Source organism: Photobacterium sp. Alg240-V54, assembly GCF_900537155.1.
Classification (GTDB): domain Bacteria; phylum Pseudomonadota; class Gammaproteobacteria; order Enterobacterales; family Vibrionaceae; genus Photobacterium.
The window spans coordinates 58,601-75,079 of sequence record NZ_UNRL01000010.1; the positions used below are offsets into that span (position 1 = coordinate 58,601).

At 40.6% G+C, this 16,479-nt stretch carries 10 protein-coding genes; 7 read left to right on the forward strand and 3 right to left on the reverse strand.

What is annotated here, in order from left to right:
- Positions 1-190: 190 nt before the first annotated feature.
- The 3 genes from G6R09_RS17490 (at position 191) to G6R09_RS17500 (ending at position 4,431) form a co-directional block, all read left to right on the forward strand.
- Positions 191-889 carry a DUF2786 domain-containing protein gene (locus tag G6R09_RS17490; RefSeq protein ID WP_065168904.1) on the forward strand — a complete coding sequence of 233 codons (699 nt, stop codon included), beginning with the start codon at positions 191-193 and terminating at the stop codon, positions 887-889.
- Between the two features lie 296 nt (positions 890-1,185).
- Positions 1,186-2,490, forward strand: a complete 1,305-nt coding sequence (locus G6R09_RS17495; RefSeq protein WP_065168905.1) for an inosine/guanosine kinase — start codon at positions 1,186-1,188, stop codon at positions 2,488-2,490.
- A gap of 501 nt (positions 2,491-2,991) precedes the next feature.
- Complete coding sequence (locus tag G6R09_RS17500; protein WP_065168906.1) at positions 2,992-4,431, forward strand: amino acid permease; 1,440 nt, start codon at positions 2,992-2,994, stop codon at positions 4,429-4,431.
- An 89-nt stretch (positions 4,432-4,520) separates the two neighbouring features.
- Here G6R09_RS17500 and hrpA read toward each other — a convergent pair whose 3' ends face one another.
- Positions 4,521-8,495: an ATP-dependent RNA helicase HrpA gene (gene hrpA / locus G6R09_RS17505; RefSeq protein ID WP_255454582.1), complete on the reverse strand. Its 3,975-nt coding sequence runs from the start codon at positions 8,493-8,495 to the stop codon at positions 4,521-4,523.
- Positions 8,496-8,664: 169 nt separating this feature from the next.
- On the reverse strand, positions 8,665-10,056 hold the full coding sequence (locus G6R09_RS17510) for an MATE family efflux transporter (protein ID WP_163923754.1): 1,392 nt from the start codon (positions 10,054-10,056) through the stop codon (positions 8,665-8,667).
- Positions 10,057-10,182: 126 nt separating this feature from the next.
- Here G6R09_RS17510 and G6R09_RS17515 point away from each other — a divergent pair, with 126 nt between their 5' ends.
- The 3 genes from G6R09_RS17515 (at position 10,183) to G6R09_RS17525 (ending at position 12,700) form a co-directional block, all read left to right on the forward strand.
- Positions 10,183-11,043: an AraC family transcriptional regulator gene (locus tag G6R09_RS17515; RefSeq protein WP_163923756.1), complete on the forward strand. Its 861-nt coding sequence runs from the start codon at positions 10,183-10,185 to the stop codon at positions 11,041-11,043.
- Positions 11,044-11,165: 122 nt separating this feature from the next.
- Complete coding sequence (locus tag G6R09_RS17520) at positions 11,166-12,140, forward strand: zinc transporter ZntB (RefSeq protein ID WP_163923759.1); 975 nt, start codon at positions 11,166-11,168, stop codon at positions 12,138-12,140.
- A 104-nt stretch (positions 12,141-12,244) separates the two neighbouring features.
- Complete coding sequence (locus tag G6R09_RS17525) at positions 12,245-12,700, forward strand: TerB family tellurite resistance protein (RefSeq protein ID WP_065168910.1); 456 nt, start codon at positions 12,245-12,247, stop codon at positions 12,698-12,700.
- 84 nt (positions 12,701-12,784) lie between these two features.
- Here the strand turns inward: G6R09_RS17525 and G6R09_RS17530 are convergent, their stop codons facing one another.
- Positions 12,785-15,184 carry a helicase-related protein gene (locus G6R09_RS17530; protein ID WP_163923762.1) on the reverse strand — a complete coding sequence of 800 codons (2,400 nt, stop codon included), beginning with the start codon at positions 15,182-15,184 and terminating at the stop codon, positions 12,785-12,787.
- A gap of 198 nt (positions 15,185-15,382) precedes the next feature.
- On the opposite strand from G6R09_RS17530, the gene G6R09_RS17535 reads away from it, so the two are divergent.
- The gene (locus tag G6R09_RS17535; RefSeq protein WP_060998009.1) at positions 15,383-16,279 is read left to right on the forward strand and encodes a 1,4-dihydroxy-2-naphthoyl-CoA synthase; all 897 of its coding nucleotides are present in this window, start codon (positions 15,383-15,385) and stop codon (positions 16,277-16,279) included.
- The last annotated feature ends 200 nt before the right edge of the window (positions 16,280-16,479 follow it).

The window sequence follows — 16,479 nt, forward strand, 5'->3', positions numbered from 1 at the left end:
ATCTTGATAATTAGCTCTGAACCCATTCAGTTATAACGTATTTTCACTGTTTACATTCAATTTTTATGATTAAAGATCAATCTCCTATTGCAATTATTATCAATTCTCACAGTTATCACAATTCGATGCTTGTAGTATGAGGTCATAAAGCGGTAAAATATGTGCCCTCTTTTAGTCATGAGTATGTTTAATGTCAGAACAGAAGCGAAAGGCCCTCAAGAAAATTGCAAAATGCCTTGAGTTGGGTAACTCAGCAAATGTAAACGAAGCCGCCCAAGCCATTCGTATGGCTCACCGCCTCATGCTCAAATATGGTCTAGAAAAAGACGATATTGAATTTATTAAGATGGGCAAAACCAAATCTAAAACACTATTACCTGCGGATATTAGTTCACAAATTCTCAAAATCATTCGTGGTATTAATCGTCGCTTTGGAGTTGAGTGCGTTCTAACTAATTATAAAGGGTTGAAACAGGCTGAATTTATCGGTACTGCTGAGCGTGCTATTTTTGCAGCCTTTGCTTTTGATATTGTTTACCGTGAAATGAATCAACAAACAGGCCAATTCCGTAATAGCTTTGCTGGCACAGGTACAAGCACTGCAGAAGTGGCTCGTCGCGTTTCATCCTTTCTCGCTGGCTGGCTTGAAGGCGCATTAGAAAAGTTACCAGTATTAAATACTGATGATGATCATGACCAGCGTATGGCCAACTATATCGATAAGCAGTTTGAAAATTTAGATCGTGAAACGTTTAAAAAACAACTCCAAGAAGCAATGAAAGCATTAACAGATGACTACGAAAAAGGCATGAAAAAAGGCCGTTCTATTTCGGTTAACCGCCCTGTTGGTGGCACAAGTGCTCAACAAGAGCTCAAGCGCTTAAACTAAATTTATCGTTTTTAAACAAAAAAGTCGCTTATGCGGCTTTTTTTATAAAAATAGTTTGTAATGACCAGTCATAGCAATAAATGTTCCCTTCTTATTTACCAACAAACAATACGAATTGAGCAATAAAAACACCATCAAACTTACCTTATTGGTATCTGTACGTAGCTTTTTGAACAAGTCGTTTAAAAAAGCGGCAAAAGAATCTATTTCAATGTAAGAACATCAAAGAAGTGAGATTTGTCTCTCATTTTTATGATAGAATGAATCAAAATCCCTTATTTCTATAGCCTTTAGACATGAAATTTCCTGGTCAACGTAAGTCAAAGCATTACTTCCCTGTCAATGCTCGCGATCCATTGGTTGTTCAAATTCAACAAGAAAACCCATTAGCTAAATCACATCTTGTTGGCGTCGGCCAAACGATTGTTGATATTGAAGCCCGTGTCGATGACGACTTTTTAGCCAGACATGCTCTAAGTAAAGGCCACTCTTTAGTTCTTGATGAAGACAAAGCGGAACTGCTGTATCAAGAATTAAAAGAACGTAAATTGATCAGCCATGAATACCCAGGTGATACAATTGGTAATACGTTACATAACTACTCTGTATTAGCTGATGATAAATCAATTTTACTTGGCGTAATGAGCAAAGATCTTAAAATTGGCTCTTATGCTTACCGTTACCTTTGTAATACTTCTAGCCGTATTGATCTTGATTACTTACAGCCTGTATGCGGACCTATTGGTCGTTGTTACACGCTAATCACCAAAGATGGTGAGCGTACATTTGCGATCAATGAAGGCCAAATGAATCAGCTGCGTCCTGATAGCATTCCTGAATGTGCATTTAAACAAGCATCTGCTCTCGTGCTTTCTTCTTATTTGGTTCGTGGTAAACCTACCGACCCAATGAAAGATGCAGCACTTAAAGCCATTGAATTTGCGAAAAAGAATAATGTACCAGTAGTGCTGACTCTTGGCACTAAATACGTTATTGAAGACAAACGTGAATGGTGGATTGAATTCATCAAAGAGCACGTTACGTGTATCGCAATGAATGAAGAAGAAGCTGAAGCACTTACAGGCGAAACAGATCCACTAATGGCTGCTGATAAAGCACTAGAATGGGTTGATATGGTATTGTGTACAGCTGGCCCTGCTGGTCTTTATATGGCGGGTTATACTGATGACGAGCTAAAACGTGAATCAACATTGCCGTTATTGCCAGGTCGTATCCCTGAATTTAATAAATATGAATTCAGTCGTCCAATGGCAAAAGCTGATTGTGAAAATCCTATTCGTGTTTACTCTCATATTGCCCCTTACCTTGGTGGCCCTGTGGAAATCAAAAACACCAACGGCGCAGGCGATGCTGCACTTTCTGCACTATTGCATGATATGTCAGCAAACCGTTTCCATAAAATCAATGTACCTAACTCTGCAAAGCATACTGCACAGTTTTTGTCATACTCTTCATTCTCTCAGATTTGCCAATACTCAAACCGCGTAAGTTACGAAGTGCTGATTCAACACGCGCCTCGCCTTTCTCATGGTTTACCAGAACGTGAAGATTGCTTAGAAGAAGCATACTGGGAACGTTAATTAACACTTATTGCCTTATTCTAAAAAGAGCGAATCATCGCTCTTTTTTTATGTCCGCGATTTAGCCTTCTTTTCTATCAAGTAAAGAGTAACCGCTGATGGCTGGATTTAAGATGGTAACCTCACTCATAATAACAGCTGTAAATAACATACCTTCCCGCTACTTTTAAAATCAAACTAACTATCTGATTAATAATCACAAACAAAAAAACACGCACAAAAAGCACTCACTTTTAGTGCATTTTTGTGGGCTATTGATAATTAAATAACAACTCTTAACTAAGATCACATTGTCGACATTCAATCAACAACAAACTGTGACCTAGTTAAAGGAAAAGCTTTTCATTACTATATTTTAGTAAAACTTTTACTAAAATCCATTCCATGTTAACTAAGTTGATGGCATTACCACCATCAAGTTAGTGGTTTCTTTCTCGCATCTTTTGATAACACATTTACATCTAACCTGAGTTATCATGAAATTGGTTCACGGAGGACATTATGTCTGAATCTATGCGCGGTACGATTGGAAAGTTTGCTCTATTGTCGATGACATTTGCAGCCGTATTCAATGTCCGTAATATCGTTAACAACAACATCGAGTTAGGGTTAAGTTCAGCCCCCATTTTTCTTTTTGCTACGCTGGTTTATTTCATTCCTTTTGTTTTCATCATTGCTGAATTTGTCTCTGCCAATAAAAACTCTGAATCGGGTATGTATGATTGGATCAAACAACCACTCGGTACCAAAGCGGCCTACATGGGTTCATTCTTATACTGGTTTGTAAATTTATTCTGGTTTATCTCATTGTTACCTAACGTTATTGCTTATGCTTCTTATGCAATGCTTGGCTATGAGTATGCCTTTTCGCCAATGGTAACATCGATGATTTCGATTGTTTTATTTGCGGCAGCTACCCATATATCAACCAAAGGTGCTTCTTGGCTCGGTAAAATTTCAGAAATCGTAGCTTATGGTGTTTTCGCTCTTTTTGCTATTTACGTTATTGGTGCCTTAATGGCATTAAATGGTGATACGCCCCCCGCTGAACCCATCACTTTAGAAGCCATGACCCCAACCATTAACTGGGCAACATTGGGTATTATGTGTTGGATCTTCCAAGCTGCTGGTGGTGCAGAAACTGCAGCTGCATACTTAAACGATGTTAAAGGTGGCCAGAAATCATTTATTAAAGTGATCATTGTTGCTGGAGTGCTTATTGGTAGCATGTACGCCATTGGCTCTTTACTCGTTAACGTATTTGTTGCCCGAGGCGACCTAACTTATTCTGGTGGTATGGTCGAGATCTTTACTGGTATGGCACATTACTTCGATATTTCAGCGCCGTTAGTCGGTCGTTTTGTGGGTATCGTACTGTTTATTGCCATGTTTGGTGCGATGATGATGTGGACTGCTGCACCGGTTAAAATTCACTTCTCAGAAATTCCTGAAGGTGTATACGGTGAAAAAACGACTCAGCTAAATAAACACGGTGTACCTGTGCGTGCGGCTTGGTGGCAATTTGGGTTTGTGTTAGTGATGCTGATTGCTAACGGTTTTGGTTCTGAGTCAGTTCAAGAAATGATGAGTACGGCAATTAACTTAACTGCGGGCACTGCAATGTTACCGCCGATCTTTATCATGGTAGCTTACTTTGTATTCCGCCTTAAACACGATGATACTCCACGTGATTTCCGTATGGGCTCTCGTCTATTTGGCATGGGAATGGTGTCAGTACTGATTGTCATCTTTATGGTAAGTATGACAGCTTCTGCCTTCCCTCCTGGCGTTGATCTTGTTAAGGCATTCTTTATCAATGTGTTCATGACAGCTGTATTTGCAGGGCTGGCTTACTTGTGGATCTCTCGTTTCGAGAAAAAAGCGACTAAAGCATCAACATCAACATCAACAAAGAATAAAACAGCAACTCAAACTCACTGATTATTAATATTCCCCTAAACAAAAGGCCGATGCGGTTATCGCATCGGCCTTCTCATTTATATGGTTTGTATTACAACTGACTTAAGTGATTAGCACTCATTAATTGCATTACGAACACGCTTATCAGAAATTGGATAAGGTGTACCTAACTGCTGAGCAAAGAAACTCACACGTAGCTCTTCTATCATCCAGCGTATTTCTTTGACTTTATCAGGTACAGGCTGCCCTTTCGGAATCTTATTCAATAACTCTTTATATTCATTAACCACTGATTCAATTTTCAGAATATGAACGCGATCTTTATTTGGATCAATCGGCAGTTTTTCCATACGACGCTCAATAGCACGCATGTAACGTAAAATATCAGGTAAACGCTTCCAGCCACATTCAGTTGCAAAGCCTTTAAATATCAAACCATCAATTTGGGCTTTAATATCCGACATTGCAAATGCCATACGTAAATCAATACGGCCTTTTAAGCGCTTAGAAATATTAAATGCCGTTGTTAGAATTTCTTCTACCTGCTTAGCAATTTCGACTACCGTATCACCAAGCTCTGCACGGACATATTCTTTCAATGCTTCAAAGGATTCCGGCTGCCACGCTAAACCGCCTTTTTGTTCAATCAGCTTATCAATGCCACACGCAATACAGTCATCAATCAAATCAAGCACACGGCCGTAGGGGTTAAAGTACAAACCTAACTTTGATTTATTTGGTAAGTTTGAGTGCAAGTATTTAATCGGTGACGGTACGTTTAATAAAATCAAACGACGTTGACCCGCTTGCATTGCATTGTGCTGTTCTTCTTCCGTTTCAAACAGCTTAATGCCAACTGAATCTTTGTTATCTGTTAACGCAGGGAACGCTTTAACTTCAAAGCCTCCACGCTTTTGTTGGTAACGCTCAGGTAGCGCCCCAAAACTCCACGTTTTCAAACCCTCTTGCTCAATGTCATCATCAGCAACTTGCGATAAGGTTTCTTGTACTTTTTCTTTAAGATTATCTTTTAGGCCATAAATATCTTTGCTTTCACGTAGCTTGCGATTGTGATGGTCAACTGCACGATAAGTGATCTTGAGATGATCAGGGATCTGATCTAATTTCCAATCTTCACGAACAAGAGTCACACCCGTCATACGTTTCAGCTCTTTCTCTAGTGCGTCAAGTAATGGCATTTCCATTGGCTTAACACGCGCAAGGAATGCATCAGCATAATTAGGCGCTGGAACAAAGTTACGTCGTAACGTTTTTGGTAGTGCTTTAATAAGTGCAACCACGAGCTCATGGCGTAAACCAGGAATTTGCCAATCAAAACCATCAGGCTTCACTTGGTTTAAAATCGCCAATGGTACATGAACCGTCACACCATCGTTATCTTCACCCGGCTCAAATTGATAGCTTAATTTAAGCTTTAAGTTTCCTTGGTGCCAGAAGTTAGGATAATCAAGATCCGTTATATGGCTTGCATCACCACGGAATAGCATTTCACGTTCAAAATTAAGCAGCTCTGGGTTTTCTTTGGCGGCTTTTTTCCACCAGCTATCAAAATGACGCCCAGAGGTAACCTTTAAATCAATACGCTGATCGTAAAAGTTAAACAGCTCATCATCATCAATCAAAATATCACGACGACGAGATTTATGCTCAAGCTCTTCTACTTCACGCAATAGCTTACGGTTTTGTTGATAGAACTTATGCTTGGTATCCCAATCACCTTCAACCAATGCTGAACGAATAAAGATTTCACGCGATAACGCTGGATCAATATTACCGTAGTTAACTTTGCGCTTACCTACAACCGGAATGCCATAAAGAGTAACTTTTTCAAACGCATGCACTGCGGCTGATTTTTTCTCCCAATGAGGTTCACTGTAACTACGCTTGATCAAATGCTCAGCCAATGGTTCTACCCATTCAGGCTGAATTTTAGCACCAATTCGACCCCATAAACGCGAGGTTTCAACCAGTTCAGCCACCATTACCCATTTCGGCTGTTTCTTGAAAATGCCCGATCCTGGGAAGATATTAAAGCGAGCATTACGCGCACCTTGATATTCATTCTTCTCTTGATCTTTCATACCGATATGCGAGAGCAAACCACTCAACAATGCGATGTGAATACCATCATAGCTAGCTTCATTACCGTTCATTTTTAACTCAAGCTCTTTAACGACTTGGTTAACTTGGTAGTAAATATCTTGCCACTCACGAATACGTAAATAGTTTAAGTATTCTTTCTTACACAAACGACGGAAATGATTATTAGATAATGCTTTCTGTTGTTCTTGAATGTAATCCCACAGATTCACAAACGTGACAAAATCAGAATCTTTATCGTAAAAACGACGGTGTTTTTCATCTGATTGTTGTTTTTTATCTGATGGGCGCTCACGTGGATCTTGAATAGAGAGCGCACAAGCAATGATCATCACTTCACGTAATGAGCCTGTTTTAGGCGCTTCTAAAACCATACGCGCCAAACGTGGGTCGATAGGCAAACGGGCTAACTGACGACCAAGATTTGATAAACGCTTACGCGGATCAGTCGCTTTAGCATTAATTGCGCCTAATTCTTCAAGTAGACGAATACCATCTTGAATGTTGCGATTATCGGGTGCTTCAACAAATGGGAAGGCATGAATATCACCTAAACCAATTGCGGTCATTTGGAGAATAACTGACGCTAAGTTAGTACGCAGAATTTCTGGATCGGTAAACTCTGGGCGTGATAAGAAATCATCCTCAGAATACAAACGAATACAGATACCTTCTTGCACACGACCACAACGACCCATACGCTGATTAGCGCTGGCTTGAGAAATCGCTTCAATCGGTAGACGTTGAACTTTAGTGCGGTAGCTATAACGACTAATACGCGCAGTACCAGGGTCGATAACGTATTTAATCCCCGGAACCGTTAACGATGTTTCAGCGACGTTAGTCGAAAGCACAATTCGACGACCGTTATGAGACTGGAAGACTCTATTTTGTTCACTCGCTGATAATCGTGCATACAAGGGTAAAATTTCAGTATGACGCAAATTTCGTTTTTCTAATGCATCTGCGGTATCACGAATTTCACGCTCACCGTTCATGAAAATCAGAATATCGCCCATGCCTTCATCGCACAGTTCATCAACCGCATCAAAAATAGCATCTAGCTGATCGCGATCAGTGTCATCACCATCTTCAACCACTGGACGGTAACGCACTTCTACAGGGAAAGTACGTCCTGATACTTCAATAATAGGCGCATTATTAAAGTGTTTTGAAAAACGCTCAGGATCGATGGTTGCCGAGGTAATAATAACTTTTAAATCTGGACGCTTAGGCAATAGTTCGCGTAAGTAACCCATGATAAAGTCGATATTAAGACTACGTTCGTGAGCTTCATCGATAATGATGGTGTCATATTGACTTAAAAAACGGTCGTGCTGAATCTCTGCCAGCAAAATACCGTCAGTCATTAATTTAACGTGGCTACGCTCAGAAACTTGATCATTAAATCGTACTTTATAACCGACATGCGAACCCAGTTCACATTCCATTTCCTCGGCAATACGCGTGGCAACAGAGCGTGCGGCTAGACGACGTGGCTGAGTATGACCAATCATACCGTGAGTACCACGACCAAGTTCTAGACAAATTTTAGGTAACTGAGTGGTTTTACCTGAACCTGTTTCACCTGCCACAATAACCACTTGGTTATGCTTAATCGCTTCTGCAATGTCGTCTTTTTTCTGACTAACAGGCAGCTGAGCAGGATAAATAATTTTAGGGCGGTGATTACGACGTAATTCCACCGTTTGCATTGATTTAGCAATATCTAACGCAATTTCATCAAATACTGCATGCTTTGATTTTTCATTTTTAATTCTTGATGCGCCTTGTACACGTTTGTGTAGACGAAAACGATCGCGCATCATGCAATCTTTAATCGCAGACTTTAATGTTTTTTCATTATTCAACACGTCTGCTTGAGTTTGATTCGACTGACTCAATGTAATTCCTGTCTTTTCAATGACTAATTGATACCGATCATTCGCATACAACAATGTCATCGGTATAACTTGGCGATTCGAAATTTTTGTTAATTCTATCACAAATCAAACGATGTGAGATCTGCTTAAAAGATAATTACTCACAACAACCTAATCGGCCATAAAAAAAGCCCATTTGTTGGCATCCAAATGGGCAAATCTTATTTATAAACAGCGTGTTTACAAACAATTACACCGATACTAATACTTGGTCAGTATCATTGATTAAATTCGCTAACCACTTACGGCCTCGAATACGGTAAGTTGTCAGCGCAACTTTGACCACTTCTTCTGCTAAAATAGCTGTTAATACCCAATGTAGGGGCCAGCCTAAAAAGATTCCAGTAAAAATCGCCAAAGGAATACCTACTCCCCATTGACCAAATAAATCAATGAAAATACTATATTTAATATCACCGCCGCTGCGCAACACGCCGCCAATACCCACCATGTTAAACACTTTCAAAAACAGCCCAAGCGCAAGCACCATGGTGACATTTAATGACATGGTTAAGTTTGGCGTATCTGCCCGTTGAAGCCATATACTTACCGTATCACTTGCTAGCCAAATCGAGATACCAAGCACAAAGGCCATTGATACACTCAGCCCAATAAAGAACCATGATTGATGCCAAGCTCGTTGGTAGTTCTCAGCACCCAGCTCATGGCCTAAAATAGTAGACGCGGCAACAGCAAAACCAATAAATGCTGAAATAAGTACTCCTTCAATCGGAGCCAGCAAACTAATAATGGCTAATTCTGTCACACCTAACTGAGCAAAGATAACACTGTAAACCAACACCCCCATTGCCCAGCCGGCATCATGAATGATCATCGGCATAGCAATAGCTAAATAACGCTTACGAGCTTGTGGGGTTTTAGCTGTATCAATATCAATCGCTAACGGCAAAATTTCACGATGGCGGTAATAAGTAACCGTTAATAAAATTACCGTTTGAATGCCACGTGAAATCGTCGTCCCCAATGCTGCCCCTGCGACACCCATTTCAGGAAAACCGTATAATCCAAAAATCAATAATGCATTTAAGGTCGCATTTAATAACACCGCGACTAAACCGACATAAGTTGGCATTTTTGCCTCACCTACAGCGCGTAAAGCAGCCTCTAATGGCACCACAATTGCCGTAAAAATAATGCTCCAACCACATACATACAGGTAATCTTTAGCATTAATAATAAAATCTGTTTGATCACTAATCACACTAACGATTTGCTGCGGAAACAAACGATAAATAATCGCAAAAGGTAACGTAAAAGCAATCGCGCACACCCACGATTGTAATAAGGTTCGCCGTACGCCATCCATTCTCCCCGCGCCAAAATATTGCGCGGCTAAAACACCAACAGCGCCACTGACACCCACCACCAGCAATAGATTGAAAAAGAAAATACGGTTACCAATCCCCACAGCAGCAACTGGCGACTCACCCAATTTTGACACCATCAGCACATCGACTAAACCCAGTAATGCAAACAACATTGACTGCATCGAAACCGGTAATGCTAACCGCCACGTTTTTTTCCAAAAGTTTCTATCTGCTGATGTACGCCATGTCGTCATAATTAAATACTCAATTAACGGTTACCTTGTGATAATGATCATACCTAGTGTTATTAATTTACGGTTATTCTAAGCAATCAAAAACGTTTGCCAAACTATCAAATTCAACCTAAAAAGGACGTGTTAATGGCATGGTTTGAACATTTAAATATTTCATCGCAATGCCAATCAATCATTATTGATCAAGTACAATCCTTAGCCTTGGAACAAAAGCACATCATTCAATGTGGCATTAATTATGGCAAAGAAGCGTTTACTATTTATCGCCGCAACCCTGATATGCATATGTTGCTATTTACTATCAAAGGCCGCGGTATACTTAGTACACCAGACAAAAAATGGGATTTACAACCAGAGCATGTCATCTATGTACCACCGGGGTGTGAGAATGGATTTGATATCAATCCAGACGAGAATCAGGAACTTATTTGGGATATGGCCTGGGTAATGTTAGAACAACAAAGTTATTGGGATCAGCGTTTACCCCATGAAATAACCTATTATCCAACCCAATCAGGATCATTATTATTTCAAACTATCGATTGTCTTCAACAAGCACTGTGTTTGAGCTATCCCCTTGCGGATCAACTTTCAACCAATATCACTGAGCAATTATGCTTACTGGTCGCTAACCGCACTGCGCCTCATTCGCCCTTAGCTTTACAACGTTTAGAGCGAGTCTTTCAACATGCTAAACGGCAATTACACTACCCATGGCAAGTAAAAGATCTCGCCGCTGTATATCCATGCTCTGAGCCGCACTTACACCGTTTGTGTCAGCAATATTATAGCCAAGCACCTATGGCACGCTTAACCCATTTGCGAATGGAGCATGCCGCCGGTTTATTAACCACTACGTCATGGCCTATTCAACATATCAGTGATTTTTGTGGTTACCCAAACCCGACCAATTTTAGTACCCGCTTTAAAAGTTGGAGTTCTTTTAGCCCACGGCAGTTCAGATCACGGTTTCAGAGTGAATCTTAAGCGGCAACTGCTTAATCAATAACCATCACATATTTTATTTTCTATCGATGGCTTATATCGGTTAAGCTTATAAACATAAAAACTTAAGACTTAAGTACTTAGCACTATTGAAGGGACCCTCTATGCCACATTGTTTTGCTTACTGTTATCAACTTAATGGCGATCATTCCAAACCAGCACTGACCCTTGATAAAATTAATAACTGGCAACCCGATGATGGTTTGCTTTGGTTACACCTTGACTTTACTCAGCCACAAGCACAGCAATGGATACAACAAAGCCAATTGCCTGATATCGAGAAAGATTCACTGACCAATGATCGAGATCGCCCACGTTTAAACCAAACTAAAGATGGCTTTTTCTTAGCATTACGCGGCGTAGACATTGATAAAGATAACCAACATAAGCCATCCGATAAAATGCTGTCTATTCGTGGCTATTTTACGAAAAACCTGATTATTACCACTTCTGACCAACCTGTAGTCGCGATATCTCGAATCGCAGAGCATATTGATGGCGGTTTTGGACCGACAACCATTGGTAATTTTATTTTAAGTTTATGTGACCATTTGGTCAGTCGAAAAATGAAGGTTATTGATAACCTTGATGAGCAATTGACCGAGCTTGAAGAGCAAGTCATGACTGATAGCGATATGAATTTACGTAATAATATCGCAGTATTACGTCGTGAAACGGTAAAATTACGTCATTCAATGACCCCGCAACGGGATGCATTAGCAAAGTTAATTACCATTGAAACGCCACTGCTTTCTTTAGCAGAACGTCAAAAAATTCATGAAGTTGACGAAAAAATTAGCCATGCACTTGATGATCTTAATGCGATTCGTGAACGCGCTAATGTCACCCAAGAAGAATTGATGAGTTTGCAATCAGAAGCATTAAATCAACGTCTATACTTTCTGTCGCTAATTACTACAGTCTTCTTACCTCTTGGTTTTTTAACCGGTTTATTTGGAGTTAACCTTGATGGTATTCCCGGAGCCGAGGATCATTTGTCATTTTCCATTTTCTGTGGATTATTAGTCGGAGTGTTGATCCTACAACTGGCATTATTTTATCGTCGTAAGTGGATATAACCGATAAAACTGCAAACGTATATTTAGTGACTTTTATTTTTTCGTCATCTCGTTATAAACTTAAGAGTCAATTATAGGTAATTATTATCAAAATAAGGGCCACAATGTTTTCAACATTACGAACTTTGTTTAGACAAGTTATGAATGAAAGTGCGAGTGCTGGCGCAGTCGATACACCAACACTTAATCTCGCAATGGCATCATTGCTGTGTGAAGTCGCCAACGCTGATCATGATCGTGACCCACGCGAAGAACAAGCTAAAATACAACTGTTAATTAAGCTGCTTGATACCACAGAAGAACAAGCACTGATATTACTGAATCAGGCACAACAACAGAGCCAAAAATCAGTGTCTTTGTATGAGTTCACCAATAAACTACGCGCGTTATCACAACCTCAACGCTACCTGTTAATTGAAGCTATGTGGCAAGTCGCTTATGCCGATGGCGTGATAGATCCTTTGGAAGAAGCGGTGATCAGACAAGTCTCTGACTTGATCTACTTAGATCACTCAGAATTTATTCGTGCCAAACTAAACGCGGCAAACTTAGCCTCATAATCATAGCATCAACAACATTGTATTTTGACGCTGTAAGCCACAGTAGCTCCCCACTACTGTGGCACGTTTGTTGTTGTTCTGCTGCTAGTGAATATCAATAGTACGGCTGGCTTTTTTATATTTAATTCTCCAACCTTGCCAGAGTGGTAACTCCCACCGTTTGGGATCTTGCTTACGGTTACCTTGATGATAATGTGCAATCACGGTTTTACGGCTGATCTGATATTCAATCCGCATCTCAAAATCATTTAATCTCACACTGTGCGGGTATTGATTATCAAACGCTTCACGTTCCCAATCAGGAATACCTTCAAAAACAAAATCTTCGGCACTAAATAAAGCAATATCATCAATAGTTTCAATTCCAAGCTCGGTAATTTGTTGTGATAACCACATGGTTAAATCAACCACTTCAGGCTCACGCTGACACATTTCAGCTTGATAATGGCCTAAACCTAAATATAAATTCCACTGTTGAATATCAACACTTAACCGCGCAGCTAATCCTTCTAATACGTCATTGGCTAAAATCAAATCAACAATTGCATTACTGGCTACTGCACCACTGACATCTTGCCATTGAGTATCGATAACCTGCCCAGCATAAATCCGTTCGATGGCGGTTTGAAAGTGACCTTTGCTGGTTTCAACGGTTTGACCTTGGTGATTTTCACCGAGATCAAGCGCAACAATTTGTGACAACGTCACTGGTGCAATACAGGTCGCTAAAACGAGATTTTGCTTGATCCCCTTTCCGGGTAAGGCAAATTGATCAAACACTACTGCAGCTTCAGTGGCTTTCTCGTGCTCTATTGCAAATAATGTATCTCGACTCAATGTGACTTCATTAAAGCCATTCGCTAATGCTTGGCGACGCCGCTGACGACGTATATAAACTAATTCAGAAGCAGCATCCATCACAGCTTCTATCCACGGCTGACGGCGGAAGGCACTACTCGCTTCGAGCTGAGGCAATTGCAGCACTTCGCGCATTTTAGATGCTAACAACCTCGCTTCTGCGCGCATATTGTCATCAACCGTTAACCATTCAGGCACGGTATCTGCTCTTACAATTTTAATTAATGCTGTTGCATCGCAATATTGCTGTCCAAGCCATAAAAACAACGTCTGCTGATCTTGCTCTGATTTCGGCGGTTGCCACAATTTCTGCGGAATAGATAACGCTGCCGCTAAATCAACCATGGCTTCTTGATGGCGGCGTTCAGGCATCGCAGTAATTAAATGGGCAAATAAGCTATCAATCGGTAATTGATACAAACGCCGACCATAATCAGTGACAATCTCATCATTTGTGACTGCTTTCATAGCCAGCAAAGCCTCAAAGGCACTCGCTAAGGTTTTCTCTGGCAAAGGATCAATAAAAATCAATTGTGAAAATTTAGCATCACAGCATAAAGCGGCTAAATACGGTTCAACTAACTCTTCACGTTGTAATTCTGCAGGCGTTAATCGCTCTAGTGGCGCAGCTTTGCCATATAAACGCAGACAAACACCATCTCTTACTCGCCCAGCACGGCCTTTACGTTGCTCTGCGCTGGCTTTGGAAATCGCATGCAGTGATAACACCGTTCGACCATTGCGTTGATGAGTACGACGCTCTAAACCTGAGTCAATAATTAATGTTACACCAGGAATGGTCAGCGATGTTTCAGCAACATTGGTGGCTAAGATAATCCGTTGTTTCTCACAAGCGGTTAATGCCCGTTGGCGTTCATCATCAGTAACTGAGGCATGTAATGGGATCACATCAATCTCACCTGCAGCAACCTCATCGATAAAATAGCGCTTTAGAGATTGAGTTATTGAAGTAATTTCCTTTCTACCCGGTAAAAATATCAATATATCTTGGTGATCTTGATAATGTTGACTGAGTACTTTAACGATCCGCTGTTCAAGATGATCGCCACTCGGCATAGTTTGGTTATCTGCAGCACAATGATAAACCTCAACCTCAAAGTTGCGTCCTGTCGCATGTAAATGAGCCGCAGCTAAATATTCAACCAGTCGTTGGCTATCAATAGTGGCTGATGTAGCAACTAAGCGATGGCTCTGACGCTGTCTTAATAGTGCTAGCAATAAATCAGTATCCCAACGCCGTTCATGGAATTCATCAATAATCACAATGTCGAAATGGGATAACTGATCGTCACTTAACCACCGCAGTGCAACGCCAGGTGTTGCAAATACAACTTGAGTATTTTCATCAAAATGTTGTTCAAAACGAATCGCATAGCCTACTGAAATTTGCTGTGGATTAGCCACTTCAGTGGTTAAGTATTCAGCTAACGATGTACAGGCGACACGTCGCGGTTCAACCACCAGCACACGACCAACTTGTGCAGCCCATAAAGGTAAACGGGTTGATTTTCCCGATCCGGTTTCAGCTTCAACCACTATGTGCTGCTGAGATAATGCTGTTAAAAAATCGGACTTAATACTATCAATAGGCAATGAAGCGTACATAATTCAATCTATTACTGATTCTGACGGTCTTATTGTGACAACAAACAATGGTAATGTCATTGCACAGCTAGCATAGTTGTTGATTCCATAAACAATCACCCGTTAATTTGAGATATTATGTCAGTTTCGCCCAACAATAATTGACTTTTTGCTGTAACTCCCTAGCCTTACAGCATCTACTTATGGAGGCTGCGCCGTATGACTAGCAAAACCATCTTTAACCCTGAATTATGGGAAGCCGTTCCGGGCTTTAATTTTGAAGATATCACTTATCACCGTGCCAAAGCGCATGGCACTGTACGTATTGCCATTGATCGTCCTGATTGCTTAAATGCCTTTCGTCCTAAAACGGTTGATGAACTGTACACTGCGCTTGATCATGCGCGTCAATGGTCTGACGTTGGCTGTGTATTAATTACCGGTAATGGCCCATCGCATAAAGGACAGTGGTCTTTCTCATCGGGTGGCGATCAACGTATCCGTGGTAAAGATGGCTATAAATATGAAGGCGCAGAAGAAGGTACTGCGGATGTAGCTCGTATGGGTCGATTGCATATTCTTGAAGTACAACGTCTAATTCGTTTTATGCCAAAAGTTGTAATTGCGGTTGTTCCGGGTTGGGCTGTTGGCGGTGGTCATAGTCTGCATGTAGTATGCGACTTAACCCTTGCATCAAAAGAACATGCTGTATTTAAACAAACCGATCCTGATGTGGCATCATTTGACTCTGGTTATGGCTCTGCATACTTAGCGAAAATGATCGGCCAAAAGCGTGCTCGTGAAATCTTCTTCTGTGGTTTTAACTATAGCGCTCAAGAAGCTTATGACATGGGTATGGTTAACAAAGTCGTTGATCACTTTGAACTTGAAGAAGAAGCACTGCGTTGGGCGAAAGAAATTAACAGTAAATCACCAACAGCAATGCGCATGCTTAAATATGGCTTTAACTTACCAGACGACGGCCTTGTTGGTCAGCAATTATTCGCAGGTGAAGCGACGCGCTTAGCTTACGGAACTGCTGAAGCGCAAGAAGGTCGTGATGCTTTCCTTGAGAAACGCGATCAAGATTTCAGTAAATTCCCTTGGCATTATTAATCGCAGATTATCATTAAGCCCAACACCATTACTGACAAATAAAAGCTCTTATTTTAAGGGCTTTTATTTTATAAAATATTTTTTCACTGTAAAAAACGCCATTTTTATTGTTATTAATAAAATAAACACCAGAAACATGATCACTTTCTCGAAATAAATCACTCTACCCTTTGAATTATCAACGATGAAGTTCTAGCATT